The sequence below is a fragment of the Parabacteroides vesiculifaciens genome (genome assembly GCF_049860805.1).
In the GTDB taxonomy this organism is placed as follows: Bacteria; Bacteroidota; Bacteroidia; order Bacteroidales; family Tannerellaceae; genus Parabacteroides.
On sequence record NZ_CP187555.1, the window covers coordinates 2895215 to 2912877 of the forward strand.

The 17663-nt window shown below is 48.6% G+C and carries 9 protein-coding genes; 4 read left to right on the forward strand and 5 right to left on the reverse strand.

Annotation, left to right across the window (positions count from 1 at the left end):
• Window positions 1-152: 152 nt before the first annotated feature.
• From ACPYIV_RS11800 to ACPYIV_RS11810, 3 genes are all read left to right on the forward strand, one after another.
• Window positions 153-2357: a sodium-translocating pyrophosphatase gene (locus ACPYIV_RS11800; RefSeq protein WP_425883149.1), complete on the forward strand. Its 2205-nt coding sequence runs from the start codon at window positions 153-155 to the stop codon at window positions 2355-2357.
• A 513-nt stretch (window positions 2358-2870) separates the two neighbouring features.
• Window positions 2871-5063, forward strand: coding sequence for a glutamine synthetase III (locus ACPYIV_RS11805; protein ID WP_293732750.1), 2193 nt, complete (start codon window positions 2871-2873; stop codon window positions 5061-5063).
• A gap of 97 nt (window positions 5064-5160) precedes the next feature.
• The gene (locus tag ACPYIV_RS11810) at window positions 5161-6321 is read left to right on the forward strand and encodes a 6-bladed beta-propeller (protein ID WP_293732751.1); all 1161 of its coding nucleotides are present in this window, start codon (window positions 5161-5163) and stop codon (window positions 6319-6321) included.
• Here the strand turns inward: ACPYIV_RS11810 and ACPYIV_RS11815 are convergent.
• Window positions 6295-9150: an ATP-binding protein gene (locus ACPYIV_RS11815; RefSeq protein WP_301703987.1), complete on the reverse strand. Its 2856-nt coding sequence runs from the start codon at window positions 9148-9150 to the stop codon at window positions 6295-6297. The two genes, ACPYIV_RS11810 and ACPYIV_RS11815, sit on opposite strands and share 27 nt — an antisense overlap.
• 176 nt (window positions 9151-9326) lie before the next feature.
• Between ACPYIV_RS11815 and ACPYIV_RS11820 the strand changes: the two genes are divergently transcribed.
• Window positions 9327-9683, forward strand: coding sequence for an Hpt domain-containing protein (locus ACPYIV_RS11820; protein WP_293732753.1), 357 nt, complete (start codon window positions 9327-9329; stop codon window positions 9681-9683).
• Window positions 9684-9752: 69 nt separating this feature from the next.
• Here the strand turns inward: ACPYIV_RS11820 and ACPYIV_RS11825 are convergent, their stop codons facing one another.
• The 4 genes from ACPYIV_RS11825 to ACPYIV_RS11840 are packed head-to-tail and all read right to left on the reverse strand — an operon-like array spanning window position 9753 to window position 17653.
• Complete coding sequence (locus ACPYIV_RS11825; protein ID WP_425883152.1) at window positions 9753-11483, reverse strand: discoidin domain-containing protein; 1731 nt, start codon at window positions 11481-11483, stop codon at window positions 9753-9755.
• A 2-nt stretch (window positions 11484-11485) separates the two neighbouring features.
• Window positions 11486-13789 carry a hypothetical protein gene (locus tag ACPYIV_RS11830; RefSeq protein ID WP_425883154.1) on the reverse strand — a complete coding sequence of 768 codons (2304 nt, stop codon included), beginning with the start codon at window positions 13787-13789 and terminating at the stop codon, window positions 11486-11488.
• Between the two features lie 11 nt (window positions 13790-13800).
• The gene (locus ACPYIV_RS11835) at window positions 13801-16041 is read right to left on the reverse strand and encodes a hypothetical protein (protein ID WP_425883156.1); all 2241 of its coding nucleotides are present in this window, start codon (window positions 16039-16041) and stop codon (window positions 13801-13803) included.
• Window positions 16042-16069: 28 nt separating this feature from the next.
• Window positions 16070-17653, reverse strand: coding sequence for a glycoside hydrolase family 43 protein (locus tag ACPYIV_RS11840; RefSeq protein ID WP_425883158.1), 1584 nt, complete (start codon window positions 17651-17653; stop codon window positions 16070-16072).
• Window positions 17654-17663 lie beyond the last annotated feature (10 nt).

Consider the following 17663-nt stretch of genomic DNA (forward strand, 5'->3'; position numbering starts at 1 on the left):
ATATGCTGTTTTTTTTAGAATGAAACATTATTATTTACGAAAAAGTTTCTCTACGTCTTTATTTTCGTTATATTTACAGGTGAACAATAAAGGATCGTAAGACACTAAGTGTCAAAACGACTAAATCCATATTAAATTTAAATCTCATTGCTATGATTACACCTATTTTTTGGATCATACCGGTAGCCTCTATCCTGGCGCTGGTATTTGCCTGTTTTTTTTTCAGGCAGATGATGAAAGAGAGTGAAGGGACAGAGTTAATGGCAAAAATAGCCCGACATGTACGCAAAGGGGCTATGTCGTACCTGAAACAACAATACAAGGTTGTTGCTTCGGTGTTTCTCGCCTTAGTGGTTTTATTCTCCATCATGGCGTATGGGTTCGGGGTACAAAACGAATGGGTACCGATCGCCTTCCTAACCGGCGGTTTCTTTTCCGGCCTTGCCGGTTTCTTAGGTATGAAAACAGCCACTTATGCATCCGCGCGTACCGCCAATGCCGCCCGTTCGTCTCTGAACAGCGGCTTGCAGGTTGCTTTCCGGAGCGGTGCCGTCATGGGGCTGGTCGTCGTCGGGCTCGGTCTGCTGGACATTTCGTTCTGGTATATATTATTGAATATCTGCATCCCTGCGGAAGCGATGGATGCCACACATAAACTGACCATCATCACCACCACCATGCTGACCTTCGGAATGGGAGCTTCCACCCAGGCGCTCTTCGCCCGTGTCGGCGGAGGCATCTACACGAAAGCGGCCGATGTCGGGGCGGACCTGGTCGGGAAAGTAGAGGCCGGCATCCCCGAAGACGACCCGCGCAATCCAGCAACCATCGCCGACAATGTGGGAGACAACGTAGGCGACGTGGCCGGTATGGGGGCGGACCTGTACGAATCCTATTGCGGTTCGATCCTGGCAACCGCCGCATTGGGAGCTGCTGCATTCGTGGCGTCGGGTGACGTGGAGATGCAATATAAGGCGGTCGTAGCTCCAATGCTGATCGCCGCGGTCGGGATCGTCCTGTCGATCATCGGTATCTTTGCCGTCCGTACAAAAGAGAATGCGACGATACGCGAACTGCTGAAAGCGCTTGCGATAGGGACAAACCTCAGTTCCGTATTGATCGCCCTTTCCACCTTTGGAATCCTTTATTTGTTAGGGTTGGACAATTGGTTCTGGATCAGCAGTTCTGTTATCGTCGGGCTATTGGTCGGAATCGTGATCGGGCAATCGACGGAATACTATACTTCCCAATCCTTCAAACCCACCCAGCGGGTTTCGGAAGCCGGGCTGACCGGACCGGCAACGGTGATCATCTCCGGATTGGGATTGGGCATGCTGTCCACCGCAATTCCGGTACTGGCCGTAGTAGTCGGGATCATCTGTTCGTTCCTATTTGCTTCCGGGTTCGATTTCAATAACATAGGAATGGGATTGTACGGCATCGGTATCGCCGCCGTCGGAATGCTTTCGACTTTGGGCATCACACTGGCAACAGATGCCTACGGGCCTATTGCCGACAATGCCGGAGGCAATGCGGAAATGTCTGGCCTGGGCAAAGAGGTTCGCAAACGTACGGATGCGCTCGACTCCTTAGGCAACACGACCGCCGCAACAGGTAAAGGGTTTGCGATCGGATCGGCAGCCTTGACGGGCCTGGCATTGCTGGCCTCTTATGTAGAAGAGATTAAAATCGGCTTGCTCCGGTTGGGCGAAACGGTTCTGCAATTTGCCGACGGCAGGGCGATCGAAGTGTCAAAAGCATCATTCTCCGATTTCATGATTTATTATGACGTAACGCTTATGAACCCTAAAGTGCTGGCGGGGATGTTCCTCGGTTCCATGATGGCTTTCATGTTCTGCGGATTGACGATGAACGCAGTCGGACGGGCCGCCGGACATATGGTGGAAGAAGTACGCCGCCAGTTCCGGGAAATTCCGGGAATTTTGACAGGAAAAGCCGAACCCGATTACGCCCGTTGCGTGGCTATCTCGACAAAAGGGGCACAACACGAGATGGTTCTGCCTTCCCTCCTGGCCATCATCGCCCCGATCGTCACCGGCCTGATATTCGGAGTGACGGGAGTCGTCGGCCTGCTGATCGGCGGATTGAGTACGGGTTTCGTACTGGCGATCTTTATGGCCAACTCGGGAGGGGCCTGGGATAACGCCAAAAAACATATCGAAGAAGGGAATCATGGCGGAAAAGGCAGCGAAGCCCATAAAGCAACAGTAGTCGGCGACACGGTCGGCGACCCGTTTAAAGACACTTCCGGACCCAGCCTCAACATCCTGATCAAGTTGATGAGCATGGTGGCAATCGTCATGGCGGGGTTGACGGTCGCCTGGAGCTTATTCTAATCCGGTTCACTATCAACAGATTAAACCAGCAGGCATTCGTGACAATATGACAATATTACAATATTACAATTAAGTAAAAAGAACAGATAAAGACTTTATAGTATATTTATATATAATATATATAAATATACTATAATACTATTTTTCCTCCCCCAACGGCGATTCTTGTTATTGTAATATTGTAATATTGTCACATTGTCACACATCAGGATACAGGTAGGCGGAAAAGCTAAAACATAGTTTTATCCCGGACAAAACTATGTTTTACGGGATAAAAACCTAAGAGTTACAGATATTAACAGATTTTTACGCCTTATCCCCCTCTCCGATTTGCAAAAGGGGACATGAAGCCCTTATCTTTGCGATATGAAACGGTTCAAAAACCGGCAACATGCAAAACGGCACGTACCGGATCAAATCGTTTCTTGCTCATCTATTTTTAACTACCGGATGAAAGCATTCATGAAGAATTGCATGTATCTTTGCAGCCGGAATAACATAAAAACAATCTGTATGTCAATCTCACGCTTTAATGCAGTGGAGAAAGCATCCAACCGAAAGGCCGTGGAAGCCATTACTCCCAATCAGAAAGTATCCGAATATTATGGCGAGAACGTCTTCAACCGGAAGGCAATGCAAAAGTATCTCTCCAAGGAAACCTACAAAGCCCTGACTCATGCCATCGACAACGGCACCCCTATCGACCGCGAAATAGCCAATCATGTGGCTGCCGGTATGCGCATGTGGGCACTGGAAAAAGGAGTTACACACTACACACACTGGTTCCAGCCTCTTACCGACGGAACAGCCGAAAAGCACGACGCTTTCGTCGAACATGACGGTGGTGGTGGTATGATCGAAGAATTCAGCGGTAAGCTGCTCGCCCAGCAGGAACCGGACGCCTCCAGTTTCCCCAACGGCGGATTGCGCAACACATTCGAAGCCCGCGGTTATTCAGCCTGGGACCCTTCCTCACCTGCGTTTATCGTAGACGACACCTTATGTATCCCGACCGTATTCATCGCCTATACCGGTGAAGCGCTGGACTACAAAACCCCATTGATCCGCTCTATCGAGGCGCTGAACAAGGCAGCCAAAGAAGTCTGCAATTACTTCAACGAAGAGGTGGGCAAAGTTATCACCTATTTAGGTTGGGAACAGGAATATTTCTTAGTAGACGAAGACCTCTACTCCGCCCGTCCCGACCTTTCGCTGACCGAGCGTACCCTGTTGGGTCACGAAAGCGCCAAGAACCAGCAGTTGGACGACCACTATTTCGGAGCCATCCCCTCCCGTGTACAGGAATTTATGAAAGACTTGGAAACAGAATGCTATAAGTTAGGCATACCGGTCAAGACACGCCATAACGAGGTTGCCCCGAACCAGTTCGAACTGGCACCTATTTATGAGGAATGCAACCTGGCCAACGACCATAACCAGTTGTTGATGTCGGTGATGAAACGCGTTTCCCGCCGCCATAACTTCCGCGTGCTGCTCCACGAAAAGCCTTTTATGGGCGTGAACGGTTCCGGCAAACATTGCAACTGGTCGATGGGGACCGATACGGGCATCAACCTCTTCTCTCCGGGAAAAGACCGGGAAGACAACCTGCGTTTCATCACATTCGTGGTCAACTCGCTGATGGCCGTTTATAAATACAACGCCTTGTTGAAAGCCAGCATCGCTTCGGCCACCAACGCACACCGCTTAGGAGCCAACGAAGCCCCTCCTGCCATCATCTCTTCCTTCTTAGGAACTCAGATCACCGAAATCTTGGACAAATTCGAGAACTGTTCCATCGAAGATGCCATCGAGGTGGACGATAAGAAACGCCTGCACTTGGGCTTCGGGCAGATCCCCGAACTGCTGTTAGACAATACGGACCGTAACCGTACCTCTCCTTTTGCTTTCACCGGAAACCGTTTCGAATTCCGCGCATTGGGATCATCGGCCAATTGTGGCTCGGCTATGTTGGCATTGAACTCGGCCGTTGCCTACCAGCTCCGCCAGTTCAAACAAGATGTCGAGGCATTGCGCGCCAAAGGGAAGAGCAAGGAAGCCGCCATCTTCGAAGTGCTGAAAGCCTACATCAAAGAATCCAAACCGATCCGCTTCGACGGAAACGGCTACGGCGACGAATGGAAAGAAGAGGCTGCCCGCCGCGGCCTGGACTGCGAGAACAGCGTTCCGTTACAATACGATGCTTACCTGAAACCGGAAGTCATCCGGATGTTCAAGGAAACCGGTGTACTGAGCGAAAAGGAGCTGGAAGCCCGCAACGAAGTGAAATGGGAAATCTATATAAAAAAGGTACAGATCGAAGCCCGCGTCCTGGGCGACCTCTCGCTCAACCATATCATCCCGGTTGCCGTCCGCTACCAGTCGTTGTTGCTGGACAACATCGCCAAGTTGAAAGAGACATTCGGCGGATATCCGGAATATGACGATATGTCGGAAGAACCCCGCCGACTGGTCCGCAAGATTGCCGGACATATCTGTTCCGTCACCCGCATGGTAGACGAAATGGTGGAAGCCCGCAAAAAAGCAAACCGTATCACGGATTTGCGCACCAAGGCGATCGCTTACCACGATACGGTCGCTCCTTACTTAGACGAAATCCGTAGCCATATCGACGATCTGGAACTGATGGTCGACAACCAGATGTGGCCGTTGCCAAAATACAGAGAACTTCTGTTCATCCGTTAAATTAGATTAATCATCTAACTATAATATAAGTATGAATAGTTCGTATCTACGAATTATTCATACTTTTGTTTTTATAATCACTTAAATCTGCATGAATATGAAAACAAAAACACTCCTTCCCGCCATTGTTCTTCTCTTGGCAAGTCTTGCAAGTTGTAATTCTTCCACACCGAAATCGTTGAAAACAAACGACGGGAGTGTCAGTATAATCGAAAACCCGGACGGCCCGCTTTACATCTGCGACCTGAAAGCGGCAAGCGACACAATAGACATCCCGTTGAGCGAATTGATCGAAGATTGCCGGATCGTGCGTTTCGAGACTTCCGACGAAGCCATGTTCAATGCCTGGTGGATAAATGTAAGTGACAATTATATATGTATACGGCAGGAATCGAACGTGGTCAAGCTATACGACAAGGACGGAAAATATCTTTGCGACGTAGGGGCAATGGGGAACGGCCCCGGTGAGTATTCGATGACCGTGTATGACGAAATTATCGACGAAAAGGGCGGCCATATATTCTTCTCTCCCTTTTATGGAAAGAAAATCATGATGTACGGCCTCGACGGGAAGTGGATAAAAGATATCGACCTGCCCGGACAAATCAATAAACCGAAAATCGAAATCAATGCAGACGGTACACTCTCGGTCGTCCACATGCCATTTGAAGAAGGAGCGCCGATCGCTTTCCGGATGGATACGGACGGAAAGATACTCTCACAGGTTCCGGCACGCGACTATATGCTGGCAGGAAATTTCGACGGTGAGATTTTCTCTTACCGGAATACCGGAACATTCGACTTCTTCTATACCGGTATCGACACGACTTTCACATACGATGCGGTAGCAAACAAACTGGTCCCCCGTTTCACGATGAACTTCCCGGGGCTTGCCCAAAAGCCTATCCATATTTACACGGAACTGCCTGACCATATCCTCGCCTACTACTACACTTGGGACAAAGGCCGATTCATACCCGGAGGAAATATATTGGTTGACAAGAAGAAAATGTCGTCTTCCCAATACCGCCTGGTCAACGACTTCTACGGGAATCTCCCGATTCCCAATCCGAACATGCGTTTCAACAAGGGCCGATTCATTTTCAATGTCGAACCGAGTGCACTTCAGGATATGATCGAAACACACCTTTCCTCCGGCAAATGCCCTGACCAAGACAAAGCTAAACTGAAAGAGCTGGCGGCAACCTTGCATGAAAACGACAACAATCTGCTATTTGTCGGCAAATTGAGAAGATAGAGCCAGGTATTCTTTCATCTTCTCATACACGGCATGGACATCCAATGGTTTGGATATATGGGCGTTCATGCCGGCCTCCTTACTTTTCTCCACATCCTCGGCAAACGCGTTGGCCGTCATGGCGAAGATCGGAACCTTGCAGGCATCGGGGCGCCCCAACGTCCGGATATGCCGGGTTGCTTCGTAGCCGTCCATGTTCGGCATCTGTATATCCATCAGAATCAAGTCGTAATATCCTACCGGCGAATCTTCGAACGCTTTCACCGCTTGCACGCCGTCTTCGGCACTCTCCACACATGCACCGGTGGCACCGATCAGTTCCATCGCGATCTCCCGGTTGAGTTCGTTGTCTTCAACCAGCAGAATCCGTTTACCCTTGAAATCATAATCCGCCACATTGTAGCTGTCCACAAGGTCAGGCTGCTTATCGATATCGGAGAAATAAGCCGTCTCGCCCTTTTCCTTTACCTTACCGAAAGGCAGATCCACCGTAAAGACACTACCATTGCCTAACTCGCTCTTCACCGAAATGCTTCCCCCCATCAGCTCGATAAAGTTTTTAACAATCGCAAGGCCGAGGCCGGTGCCCCCGTATTTATGAGTGATATCGGCACTCTCCTGTTCGAACGATTCAAATATCTTATCGTAATTTTTTTCAGCGATACCGCAACCCGTATCGATCACTTCAAAACGGATATGCACGTTATTGCCATCATCGGACGTCCGGGAAACCCGGAGTGTGACGGTTCCTCCGGCAGGCGTAAACTTCAGCGCGTTCGACAACAGGTTGGAAAGTATTTGATTCAGGCGCAGGGAATCCCCCACCAATTGCACCGGGATATCACCAACCAGAACCGTTTCGTAATCCACCCCTTTGCCATGGGCTTGTTCATGATAGAGATTTTCAAACATGCCGAGAAAAGTCCGGAAATCGAAAACCGCCAACTTCAATTCCACTTTCCCGCTTTCGATCTTGGACATATCCAGCACATCGTTGATAAGCATCAGGAGATGCCGGGAAGACATGACCACCTTCTCGAAGCAGTCTTCCACTTTAGCGCTATTACCCAGATTTTGCATAGCGATGGCGCTCATACCGATAATCCCGTTCAGAGGCGTACGTATCTCGTGGCTCATGCGGGACAGGAACTCACTCTTCGCCCGGCTTGCGGCCTCGGCCCGTTCCAGGTTGCCCTGCATCACGACAGACTTGACCCGTGCCCTCGCTACCAGCAATAACGCCAGAACCAAAACCAGAATGAACGAGATTACGATGCTTATGAACAACACCGGGTTAGCATAAATAAAGTCTGTCAAGGAAAACCGTACCGTACCGATTGACACCAGATTGCGATTGCGTATGTTGTCCTTCTCCGAGCTTGAGAGGTTATTGATTGATTTATTGAGTATTGTAAGCAAATCGGGATCAGCCGCCCTTACGGATAGGGCAAAGCATATGGCACACGGATCGTTGCCCAGAGTGACAGGAATAAGGTTTGCGAAATGGTAACGTTGAATATTCTGCTCTATACGGGACGACAAACCATACACAAAGTCAACCTCCCCACGATTAACAGCAGACAGGGCCGCCGTTATACTCGGATAGGAACGTATTTCGGCAACCGATATATCGTCGGGCAATTCCCTTCCTTCCAGCACCGCCCCCGACAAACCAGTAGCAGGGTAGCTGCAAGCCTTGTTACGAACAATGATGTTATTCATACTCGTATAGACGGCCGTAAGGGCCAATCCTTGGCGGATCGCATCGTCTTCATCATCCAAAAAGAATCCCAAGACATCGGCATTCCCCTGCTGGACCTGATGAATTGCATCTTGATAATTCTTAGCATAGACGTATGAAAACTCGAGGCCGGTGAACTTTTTGATTTCATCCAGCATATCCACTACGATCCCGGAATTACCCTCCCCGGATGTCCCTCTGCTGAACAAGGGAGCCCAATCATCGAGAACAACGACCGTGACGGTCTTCTTCCGCTCGATATAGGCCAGGTCCCGATCAGACAATTGTATATTCACAAAGCTGGCGGGGAAATTGGCGGCAGAACGTTCCGCGGCAAAATTAGGGTTCGCTTCCAAAATCCTTTCCAGAGCCATATTCAGTCCATCCAGGACTAACTGGTTGCCCGGCGTCGTCACAATGTAGTAAGGTTGTGAGTCGTAAGCCGCCACCACACGGACAGAATCCCGGTTGAATGAAATGTTGTTCAAGAGCAAGTCGATCTCCTTATTCATAAGGAAGTCATGCCCTCCCTTACTATTCTGCATTTCTTCCCCGGTAAAATACCGTAGGTTGCATTGCAAACCGTTTATGGCCAAAAACTCTTTCAGCCGACGGACGTTTTCTTTGGAATCCTCACGCACACCGATGGTTTTCCCATTCATACTCGTCAGGTCGTAACTATGGACATTCCGGTCGTTATTGCGGGCCAAAATGACTGAGCGGCTATATCCAGTATTGTAATCGGGATAAGCGAAATATTTTTCCAAAACAGGATAGTAGTAGCATCCCCCAACCAAATCAAACTTACCCGCTTCATATTCATTCATCATGGTACGTCCATCAGTATCGATGTATTCATACTCCCAACCCGTATATTTCGCAATCTCATTGAGGTAGTCCACCAACAGGCCATGGTGACTTCCGTCGGCCGCCGTCCAACTCATACCCTGCACCTGTGGAAAAGCCACCCGTAGCAAGCGCCTCCGACTCTCTTCTGCCTGAACAGCGAAAGTCGATACCAACACCAGGAACGCCACCAAACACAAAATGATCTGTTGCCCGAAATGTTTTCGAGGTAAATCTGCCATAATTACCCTATTCATGCATTACTTTTTCAAACATCTTCGCAAATATAAGTACTAATTTTCAAGTTTTCAACAAATGATATTTGCATTTTCCCTTGTCTATATAAGATTTTCTCAATACCTTGCCCCCCGAATTTCAAATTCAGTACAGTCTTGGTTTCAAGCAACTTTTATCTCTTATGACAAATACATACAAAAAGCAATTACAGGAAGCCGGCGTCAACTTAGACAAAGCCCTGAATCGTTTTATGGGAAATGAAGCGATGTATGACAAATTCCTCTTCTCTTTCACACAGGAGAAAAGTTTCGGAAAACTGGAAGAAAGCCTGAACAATAAAGACATCAAAGAATCCTTCATGCTGGCCCATACGATGAAAGGGATCGTTTCAAACCTGGAAATACAGTCCCTTTTAGACCTCATCTCTCCGATGACGGAACAATTAAGAAACGGGAACATGGAAGGTATAACAGAACAATGGGAATTGTTGAAAAGCAAATACAATGAAGTTTGCAACTTGATCAAAGACAATCATTGAGAGTGCCTCCGCCGAAAATATTTCCACCGGAAGCACTACCACCAATAATCGTAATCGGAGAAGAAATACTTAGCGGATCAAATAAGTCATATTGCTTTTTGTAATTCCATTTTCATTATAACTATCAATAGTAAAATAATAATTCACTCCGCTATTCAAGCCGGTCAATTCGAAACGGGTGCTATCCGTTACCTGATAGTTATGGTAGAGTTTATCTACTGCGATACCGGAACGAATGATATATCCTTGGGTATTATCCACCGGAGTCCAGGATATGACAGCCTTGCAGGAATCGTCCGGATTCCGGACAACTGAAAATTGGGATACCGCACCGGGAACTTTCCCCTTGCCTTTCCCGAAAACACGTAACTCACGGAGAGAAACATGGTCGGCTATCGTATAGCCACAATTTTCCCATTTGATATAACGCGCCGAAAAAGGAGATTCGAACTCGACATAGTCATGAGGGGTATCTGTCCGCTTCATACGCTTGTCCGCCACCACATACCACTTCTTTCCATCATGGGAGGCATACAAGACATAACTCTGATACAGGTCCGGATTAATCCCCTTCTGCGTAGCGCCATACTCATCATAATTCAGTTGGATCGCATATACATCTGCCTCTCTTTCCAGATCAATTTGGACCCACTCCGTACCCTTTTTGCCATCAGCAACCCAAGCCGTACGAACCTCTTCGTCCACAAGATTCTCCGCCGGATATCCGGATAAAGAAGATGAAACGGTTACAGGCTTACGAAAAGAAAGAAGCATCCAGTCCGGACGGCTGCCTTCCGGATCGACGGTGGGCAGGTACATGGGATAATCACCCAGATAGGTGTCCGTATACATATAATCATCCTGATCGAAACCGGAAGGAAAGAAAGATATCCGACGTTCAAACATATGCCGTACGGAAATCGAGTTCGTCGCCACTTTCCAATACCGGCCTCCCATCTGGAAGACGCATCCATGACCGGCTCCCCCGATAAAACCGGTCGGTTTGTACGAAACAGGACTATTCCCGGCATACCGGAACGGCCCCATCGGCGTATCGCCGACATAAACACCATCGGCATAAGATTTCCATTCGGTTCCAGGCCCGGCATATTGCAGATAATAGCGACCATTATGTTCCGTCATCCAGGCACCTTCAATATAGGGACGGCGAGGCAGTTCGTTTTGTTCGCCTGTACGTTCCCAACCGTGATGTTCCTTGTCGCTGTTCAGGCAATCGATCACCTCGCTCTTTTCCTCCAATGTATTCAGGTCCAGAACCCGGGCATGAATCGGATCGATAGGGGAACAACCATAATACATATAAAGGTTATCTCCCTCCACATAAAAGGCAGGGTCCCAATACGACCAGATTTCCCTGACAGGTTCCCACCTGCCGGCTACAGGATCATTTGAGCGGTAAAGCATCCCTTTGCCATGCGTAGAACCGACATAATAGACGTAATCATTGTGAACGAACAAAGCGGGCGCATAATCCTCAACCGGCAATACCGTATCGGGTATAATCACATGATCCCAATTCACAAAATCTTTAGAATACCAATAGCCGGACGACTTGGAAGCAAATAGCAGATACATATCCCAATAAGGGACAACTACCGGATCGGCAGCTTCCCTGATGCCGTCCCCTCCTTCAATCACCATAAAACGATAATCCAGATTCACCGGATTACAAAAAGTCTTCGGGCTCTCTGCTATCCGGGCGTGAATCTCTTTCTCCTGCTGGCATCCTGTCCATAAGAAAGAAGTGCATGCCAGTAACATAAACAGTTGCTTTTTCATATTTATCTTTTATCTATCGAATTTGCAGTTTTTTGTGTGATCGTACTTGATAAGTTGAAAGACTCGCATACCTGTCCGTCTTCCAGGCGATGCAAGGTCCAATGGTTACCATCTCCCAACGCTTCCAACGTCCAATCGTATTCAGGATTTCGAAGCATTTTCCTGACATAGCGGGGGAACGCATTGGCTGCACGGGCATCCTGCCAGGTACGGATTGCCTGAAAGATACGGTCTTTCTGCGGACAGCTTTCCACATCTTTCTGGTTGATGCGCAAAAAATAAGTAGCACCATATCCCACGGAGATCGCTTGCACATGCTCGTATTGCTCGACCGTAGAAGTATCTTTTATTGCAAAATTTCCACCGAAAGAGACCGGAAAGAAATTAGAATAAGTCACATCGCGAAGATCTTTCCCCTGGCTGGTCGTACTTCCCCATTCACGGGTATCGATATCGTACAGGTTGCGTCCGCCGCCGACATTCCAAACACTTTGATAATGCCATGAACCTTCGGACAAGGTCGCACCGGAGAAACGGATATAAGGAACGCCCAATTCTTTGGCTCGTTCAAACATCTTCCTGAAAAAACGCTTAGCCGAATAATAGCCATGCCCATTGTTGAATAAAAATTCCTGTCCGTCGAAATCATAAAGCGTCACACCGCTATGGCAGGCGATTTCGGCATAATGCCCGGCAATCTTGTCCTGAAGGGCCATATTGGGGATCAGGCCGTCATATCCGTAATTAACCGTCACTTGCAATTTATAGACAGCCTCATCTGCTTTATGCGCCATAGCCTTTGTTCCCCAATACCCTCGTGTCACGTTTTGCAAGGTATAAGGGGCGGTATCCGACACACCTAAGTAGTGTATCAGTTCCTTGCCGATCTTTACGATATTCAGATTCCTGCAATGTCCCTCCCAGCTGGCTATCTCGTCCAAGTACTTGGGTTCGTCCACCACGATAAGCGTATCATCGGCAGAGATGTCTTTTGCCAATTTCTTTTTTTGTTGAAAACAAAGACTGTCACTCGGCAGCGGGCTGGCATCCGACGTACCGGGAGCCAGTGCATTGGTGATACAGACACGCCCCAACATAATACCCTGTTCTGCCGCCATATCAGCAAATTCGCGATGCGACTTATTGCCGGAAGTAAACTTGAAAGGCTTCCTGGTTTGATCATTTCCATCCAAATAGCCTTCATTCCTTCTGTCGGCACGCAAGAACCCTTGGTCATAAGCATGAATGGCAGGAAACCCCAACCGGGCTGTATAAGAGATAATGCTGTCATACTGTTGCCCATCGGTCATCACGTCCGGACTGAATGAAGCGGGATCCTTCACCCATTTTCCATTTACCATCGGATAAGGTAAACCTTCTGATAAAACAATGTCTTGTATTACATCCATCAAAGCCGTACTGTCAGGGCTTCCCCACAAAGCCACCGACGAACCAATAAAATCGACTCCGGGCAAAGGCTCTACTTCTATATGATTCGGCGTATTGGCTGCCATATTCGGAATCAAAGAATAATACACTTCTCGCTCCTTTGAACGGTCACGAGACTGGTAATTCAGGAAAACACGTCCTTTCCCGTCGACCAAAGCCGCATTGCCATACATAATCCTGTAGTAAGGCTCCTTGTTCGCATAAAAAGCGACATCACTGATGCCATTCCCTCCAAGCGTAAACACCTGGCCTTCATGCAGACTGTCCGGCAACGGATAGCGTCCGGCATCGGGAGTATGGATAATATACTGGAAAGGAGCGGCATCTCCCTCGATATCAGGCGTCCCCCCTATCGTATTGTCATCCAGTGCCAATATACCGATGCTATAGTTCACGGCATCGCTGGTATCACGGGCTACACCGATGATTTCCCCAAACAGATTCGTAATATTCGTATAATAAGTTCCCCATTGAATCGCATCTATGCCATTTCGCGGCTCCAAACTTTGCAAAGTCAGCCTAAAATATTTGTTACAAGGCTTCAAACCGACTTTCGCCACGGATCCGTTCGGATATTCCAATGTAAAACAACCGTTTGTTTCATCAAAGGAGGCGTCTTGAGGCAAATAATAAACTTTCTTTCCGCTATCATACAAAGATAATAACGGAGAAGGCTTGTCGACCGGACTGAATTCACGATTCGGCACAACGGTCGTATTACGCATACTTGTGATATACCCCTTGCCATTTATTTCTATACAGAAATAATCCGTATCGAAATTCCAACTATCTCCTCCCATACATCCACAAAGCGACATAGCAGCCGCACAAGCCGGAAGGATCTTCTTCAAATTCATAATAATACCAGTTAGTTTATTCTGAGTCTATATTTCACATCTTTACCGGCTTTCACCACGACCTTATCCTTCCAATGCAAAAAAGCATTGTCACCCAAGGGGCAGGCCGCCTCTTCCGCGTTTTCGGCAAAAACGGTTACAACTGCATCATAGGCAGTCGGATTAGTAACCTGCAAAAGCAAATATTCGGGATTCCGTTTCAAGATCTTTGCTTCCACATGGTCGAACACATAAAGCCTTCCCTTGTCCGTACGGACATAAATGCCCGGAATCTCCAATGCCATCAAAGCCCCGTTCGTCTCGTTCCATCCGGTATTCCAACCATCCGCCCGGCTTCCTCTATGGTCTGCATCACAATAAGTCAGCCGTTCTGATATTTTACCGTCCGGCTGGATCCCCTCGGCATGAGCATGGATAATATCGCGCAGCAGTTCTGCATATAAAGTATCGCCCGTAGCCCGGTAAAGCTTAAACAAAGCATCTCCTGACTGTGTACAAAATCCCGGAGTACCATGCTTATTCTGCGTGCTGGCCCATACCGCTCCGGTTAATTTCGCTCCTAACCTGGCTAACGGAGTTTCCTTAGGCAGACGGTAAGGAAAAGAGACCGTCCAGGTTGCGCATAAGTTCGCCAAGTCGGCAGACTGTTCCAGATAAAGTTCCTCTCCTGTCACTTCATATAACGTCATCAGAGAGGTCATAAGCGCAGCGGCTGTCTCCGAATCCGAGTTTTGCAAAATATCTCCACAACCGCCCGAAGTAAAGCCGACCAAAGCAAAACTGTCATAATAAACTTTGGCAGCCTCGCGGGCGATCGAAAGATAAGCGGGTTCCCGATAATAGACCGAAGCCAAAGCCATGCCTCCGACAGCCATTGCACCTCCCGTCGTATTATAAACGGCCACCTCTCCAGTTTCCACATTCACATAATTGCCCCATGTCCCGTATTTCCGCCAAGTCGACTTAAAAGCATCTGCCAATTTCCGCACATCCGATTCCCATGCAGACGAAATCTCACAACCTTTACCCTGTTTCTTCAATAAACCAAATTGCTTGACCATCCAATAAAGGACATCCGCATTCCGGCGGGTCAATCCGATTTGCGGAACAAAAGCGCTGGCATCCCTCCGGACCACCTCTTTATTGGCCCGCACGACATCGTAGTAATAGCCGCTTTTCCCTTTCGCGTTGGGAAGCGCGAAGTCAAACGTATTTTTGACCTTCTGCAAACGTCCCGCATCTCCCATCACCAGCATCGGATAAGTATTGATCAGGCCGCCTATCCAACCATAAGACATCCAGTCGGCATTTTCCGGACGGTAGAAACCGACTTCACCATCTTCATAATAACGTCTATCGATATTTTTCGACATGATCGAAAACACTTCGCTCATCGGTATCAAATGACGGACATCCTCTCCGGTATTATACCATTTGCGTACTTGCATGAAACGATTCAGCAAAGCCGGAACATCAGGACAAAGAAAGTCAAACTTCGTCATCTTCAAGACAATCCTGTCGCCCTTTGCAACAGAAAGTCCCCGATCATGGCTTTCGCTGAAACCGATAAACTCCGGCTTTCTCGAACGGACACCTGGAGCACTGATGACAAAAGAGGCTCTCTGCCGATCCGGAGTTTCCGCAACAATCAGTCCGTGATCCAACACTTCGCCGTTCCGCTCAATCCCCTGCTCAGCCAGCAAGATCGTCCCGATACCCTTCTTCCGGTCCAGCCACACGATTGCCGGCGTAGCCGCATTGCAGACGCTCAATTCCAACAAGGAAGGAGTGCCGAAATCCGGAGACAGTTGCGGGATCGGATTGGAAGTCAAAGCCAAATCCGCCCGATAATAGTCCGTACTATCCAAACCCGTTGCATATTTTCGGTTGACTATACGCTGGCGGTTCCCATTATAAACCGAAGCCGGAACCATCACATAATTATCGCTACTCCAGTCATACTCGTCGAACGCCACGGCCACCCCAGCATTCTCCAACTCCCGACGGGCAGTAAAAGTAAAGGTATAGGAAATACCGTCGGCAACCTTTTCCTCCTTTGTCTCGACCAGCCAGGAAGCCGAAGCCGGAAGGACCGGCCGGCAAGTTTCCAACCGTACTTCCCGGTAATCGCATTCCAACAAACGGAAAGCAGACTCTCCGGGAAGAGCCTGCGGCAACCAACTTTGCGCCCTTGATATTCCGGCCAACAGGCACAAAGCAGTTATCAGTGAGAATCTATGGTTTATCTTCATTATCCGATGACAATATTCATTCTACTTTTCATTTTCCGTTAAACCGGAACCAATTGAAATCTGCGGTTCCATTTACTCCGGTTTCGCGGGTGGTAAAATTAAACAAGGCAAACCGGTTAGCCGTCCAGGGTAATCCCAATCCCATCTTCAGCACATCGCCTACAGGAGAAAAATCGACTCCGTCCAGGCTGTAATAAAAACGGGCCGTAAAATCCTTGTCCGTCACGCGTGCCTTGATCCAGAGTTTGTTTTGAGTCAGGTTATCCACCGCCGTCTCGACAATCTTTCCATCATTGCACATGACGACTTTCCTGACATTCCCCTCCTGCTGAACCGCTACATAGGCATACGGAAATTCAAACACGCCGAAACCAGCCACATTGCCATCTTTCAAACCGGAAAGATCCATCTCCACTGTTCCTTCCGAGTTCGGCCCCTGTACCCGCTGTGTCAGCGTGTTCCGGGCACTTTTGAAATCGGACGCCAGAGATGCTTTCAAACGCATATGGCCCGGACGCTCGGACAGGGACCATTTTGTAGGATCCGGATTATGGTTCCACTGCCATTGCAGCTCCAATTTCTTACCATTGAATTCATCAGTTGTTGCCGGCACTTTCACCTTATACGTCTTGCCGACATCCGGTTTACGGTACGTTACGGCATCTTTTCCGTCGATGCCCAAAACCGGCCAGCCATCCACCCATTTGACAGGCAACAGATGAGGCACACGCCCGATCGGTCCGCGGTCCTGCATGATGACAAACCACCAATCTCCATTCTTCAACTGCACCATTCCTCCCTGATGCAAACCGTTTGGCGGATAGGAACTGTCGTCCTGCAAAATCACCTTATGCTCGTAAGGCCCGTAAATATTCTTCGAACGAAGACAAACCTGCCAACCTTCCGTACCTCCGGCAGGACAGGTGATATAGTACATTCCGTTTATCTTATACACGTGCGAACCTTCCATCCCGGCTTTCTTCCCGGAACCCCGGCTATCGTCCACACCTTTGTTCCAGATCTCGACCGGTTCCCCTTTGACGGATTTCACATCGGCATTCAGTTCCGTGACATACAGTTTATGTTGCCCGTGCACGACATAAACCTTTCCGTCGTCATCAAACAGCAATCCCGGATCATAGAGATATTCAGGAAAGACCGTCCGTTTCCACGGTCCCTCCGGCTTCTCCGCTTCACAAACGGAGAAATGCCCTTTTTCCGTTCCCCAACCATAAGGTGTACAAAAAGCAACATAGAATTTCCCGTTATGGTGCCGGATGGAACTCGCCCACGAGCCATTCAGATAAAGATTCCCGCCTTTCAGATCATAACGGGGATCATCATCATACCGGTCTACCGCATATCCGACCATCTCCCAGTTCACCAAATCTTTAGATTTGGCTATCGGGCAACCGGGTACATAGTGCATACTGGTAGAGACGAAGTAGAAATCGTCCCCTACCCGTATCACATCCGGATCGGGCCAATCGCCCCACATGATCGGATTGGTAAACGTCCCGTCGCCATTATCCGGCGTCCATACTTGCTGTGCCTCCACCGAAAGAGCACTCATTCCGAAAAGGCAACCTGCTAAAAAAACTTTTATATTCATAATGCAAATC

What these genes read in the sequence shown, in the direction of transcription:
- ACPYIV_RS11800 (WP_425883149.1), top strand. Translation starts at nt 153, where the DNA reads ATGATTACACCTATTTTTTGGATCATACCGGTAGCCTCTATCCTGGCG.
- ACPYIV_RS11805 (WP_293732750.1), top strand. Translation starts at nt 2,871, where the DNA reads ATGTCAATCTCACGCTTTAATGCAGTGGAGAAAGCATCCAACCGAAAG.
- ACPYIV_RS11810 (WP_293732751.1), top strand. Translation starts at nt 5,161, where the DNA reads ATGAAAACAAAAACACTCCTTCCCGCCATTGTTCTTCTCTTGGCAAGT.
- ACPYIV_RS11815 (WP_301703987.1), bottom strand. Translation starts at nt 9,150, where the DNA reads ATGGCAGATTTACCTCGAAAACATTTCGGGCAACAGATCATTTTGTGT.
- ACPYIV_RS11820 (WP_293732753.1), top strand. Translation starts at nt 9,327, where the DNA reads ATGACAAATACATACAAAAAGCAATTACAGGAAGCCGGCGTCAACTTA.
- ACPYIV_RS11825 (WP_425883152.1), bottom strand. Translation starts at nt 11,483, where the DNA reads ATGAAAAAGCAACTGTTTATGTTACTGGCATGCACTTCTTTCTTATGG.
- ACPYIV_RS11830 (WP_425883154.1), bottom strand. Translation starts at nt 13,789, where the DNA reads ATGAATTTGAAGAAGATCCTTCCGGCTTGTGCGGCTGCTATGTCGCTT.
- ACPYIV_RS11835 (WP_425883156.1), bottom strand. Translation starts at nt 16,041, where the DNA reads ATGAAGATAAACCATAGATTCTCACTGATAACTGCTTTGTGCCTGTTG.
- ACPYIV_RS11840 (WP_425883158.1), bottom strand. Translation starts at nt 17,653, where the DNA reads ATGAATATAAAAGTTTTTTTAGCAGGTTGCCTTTTCGGAATGAGTGCT.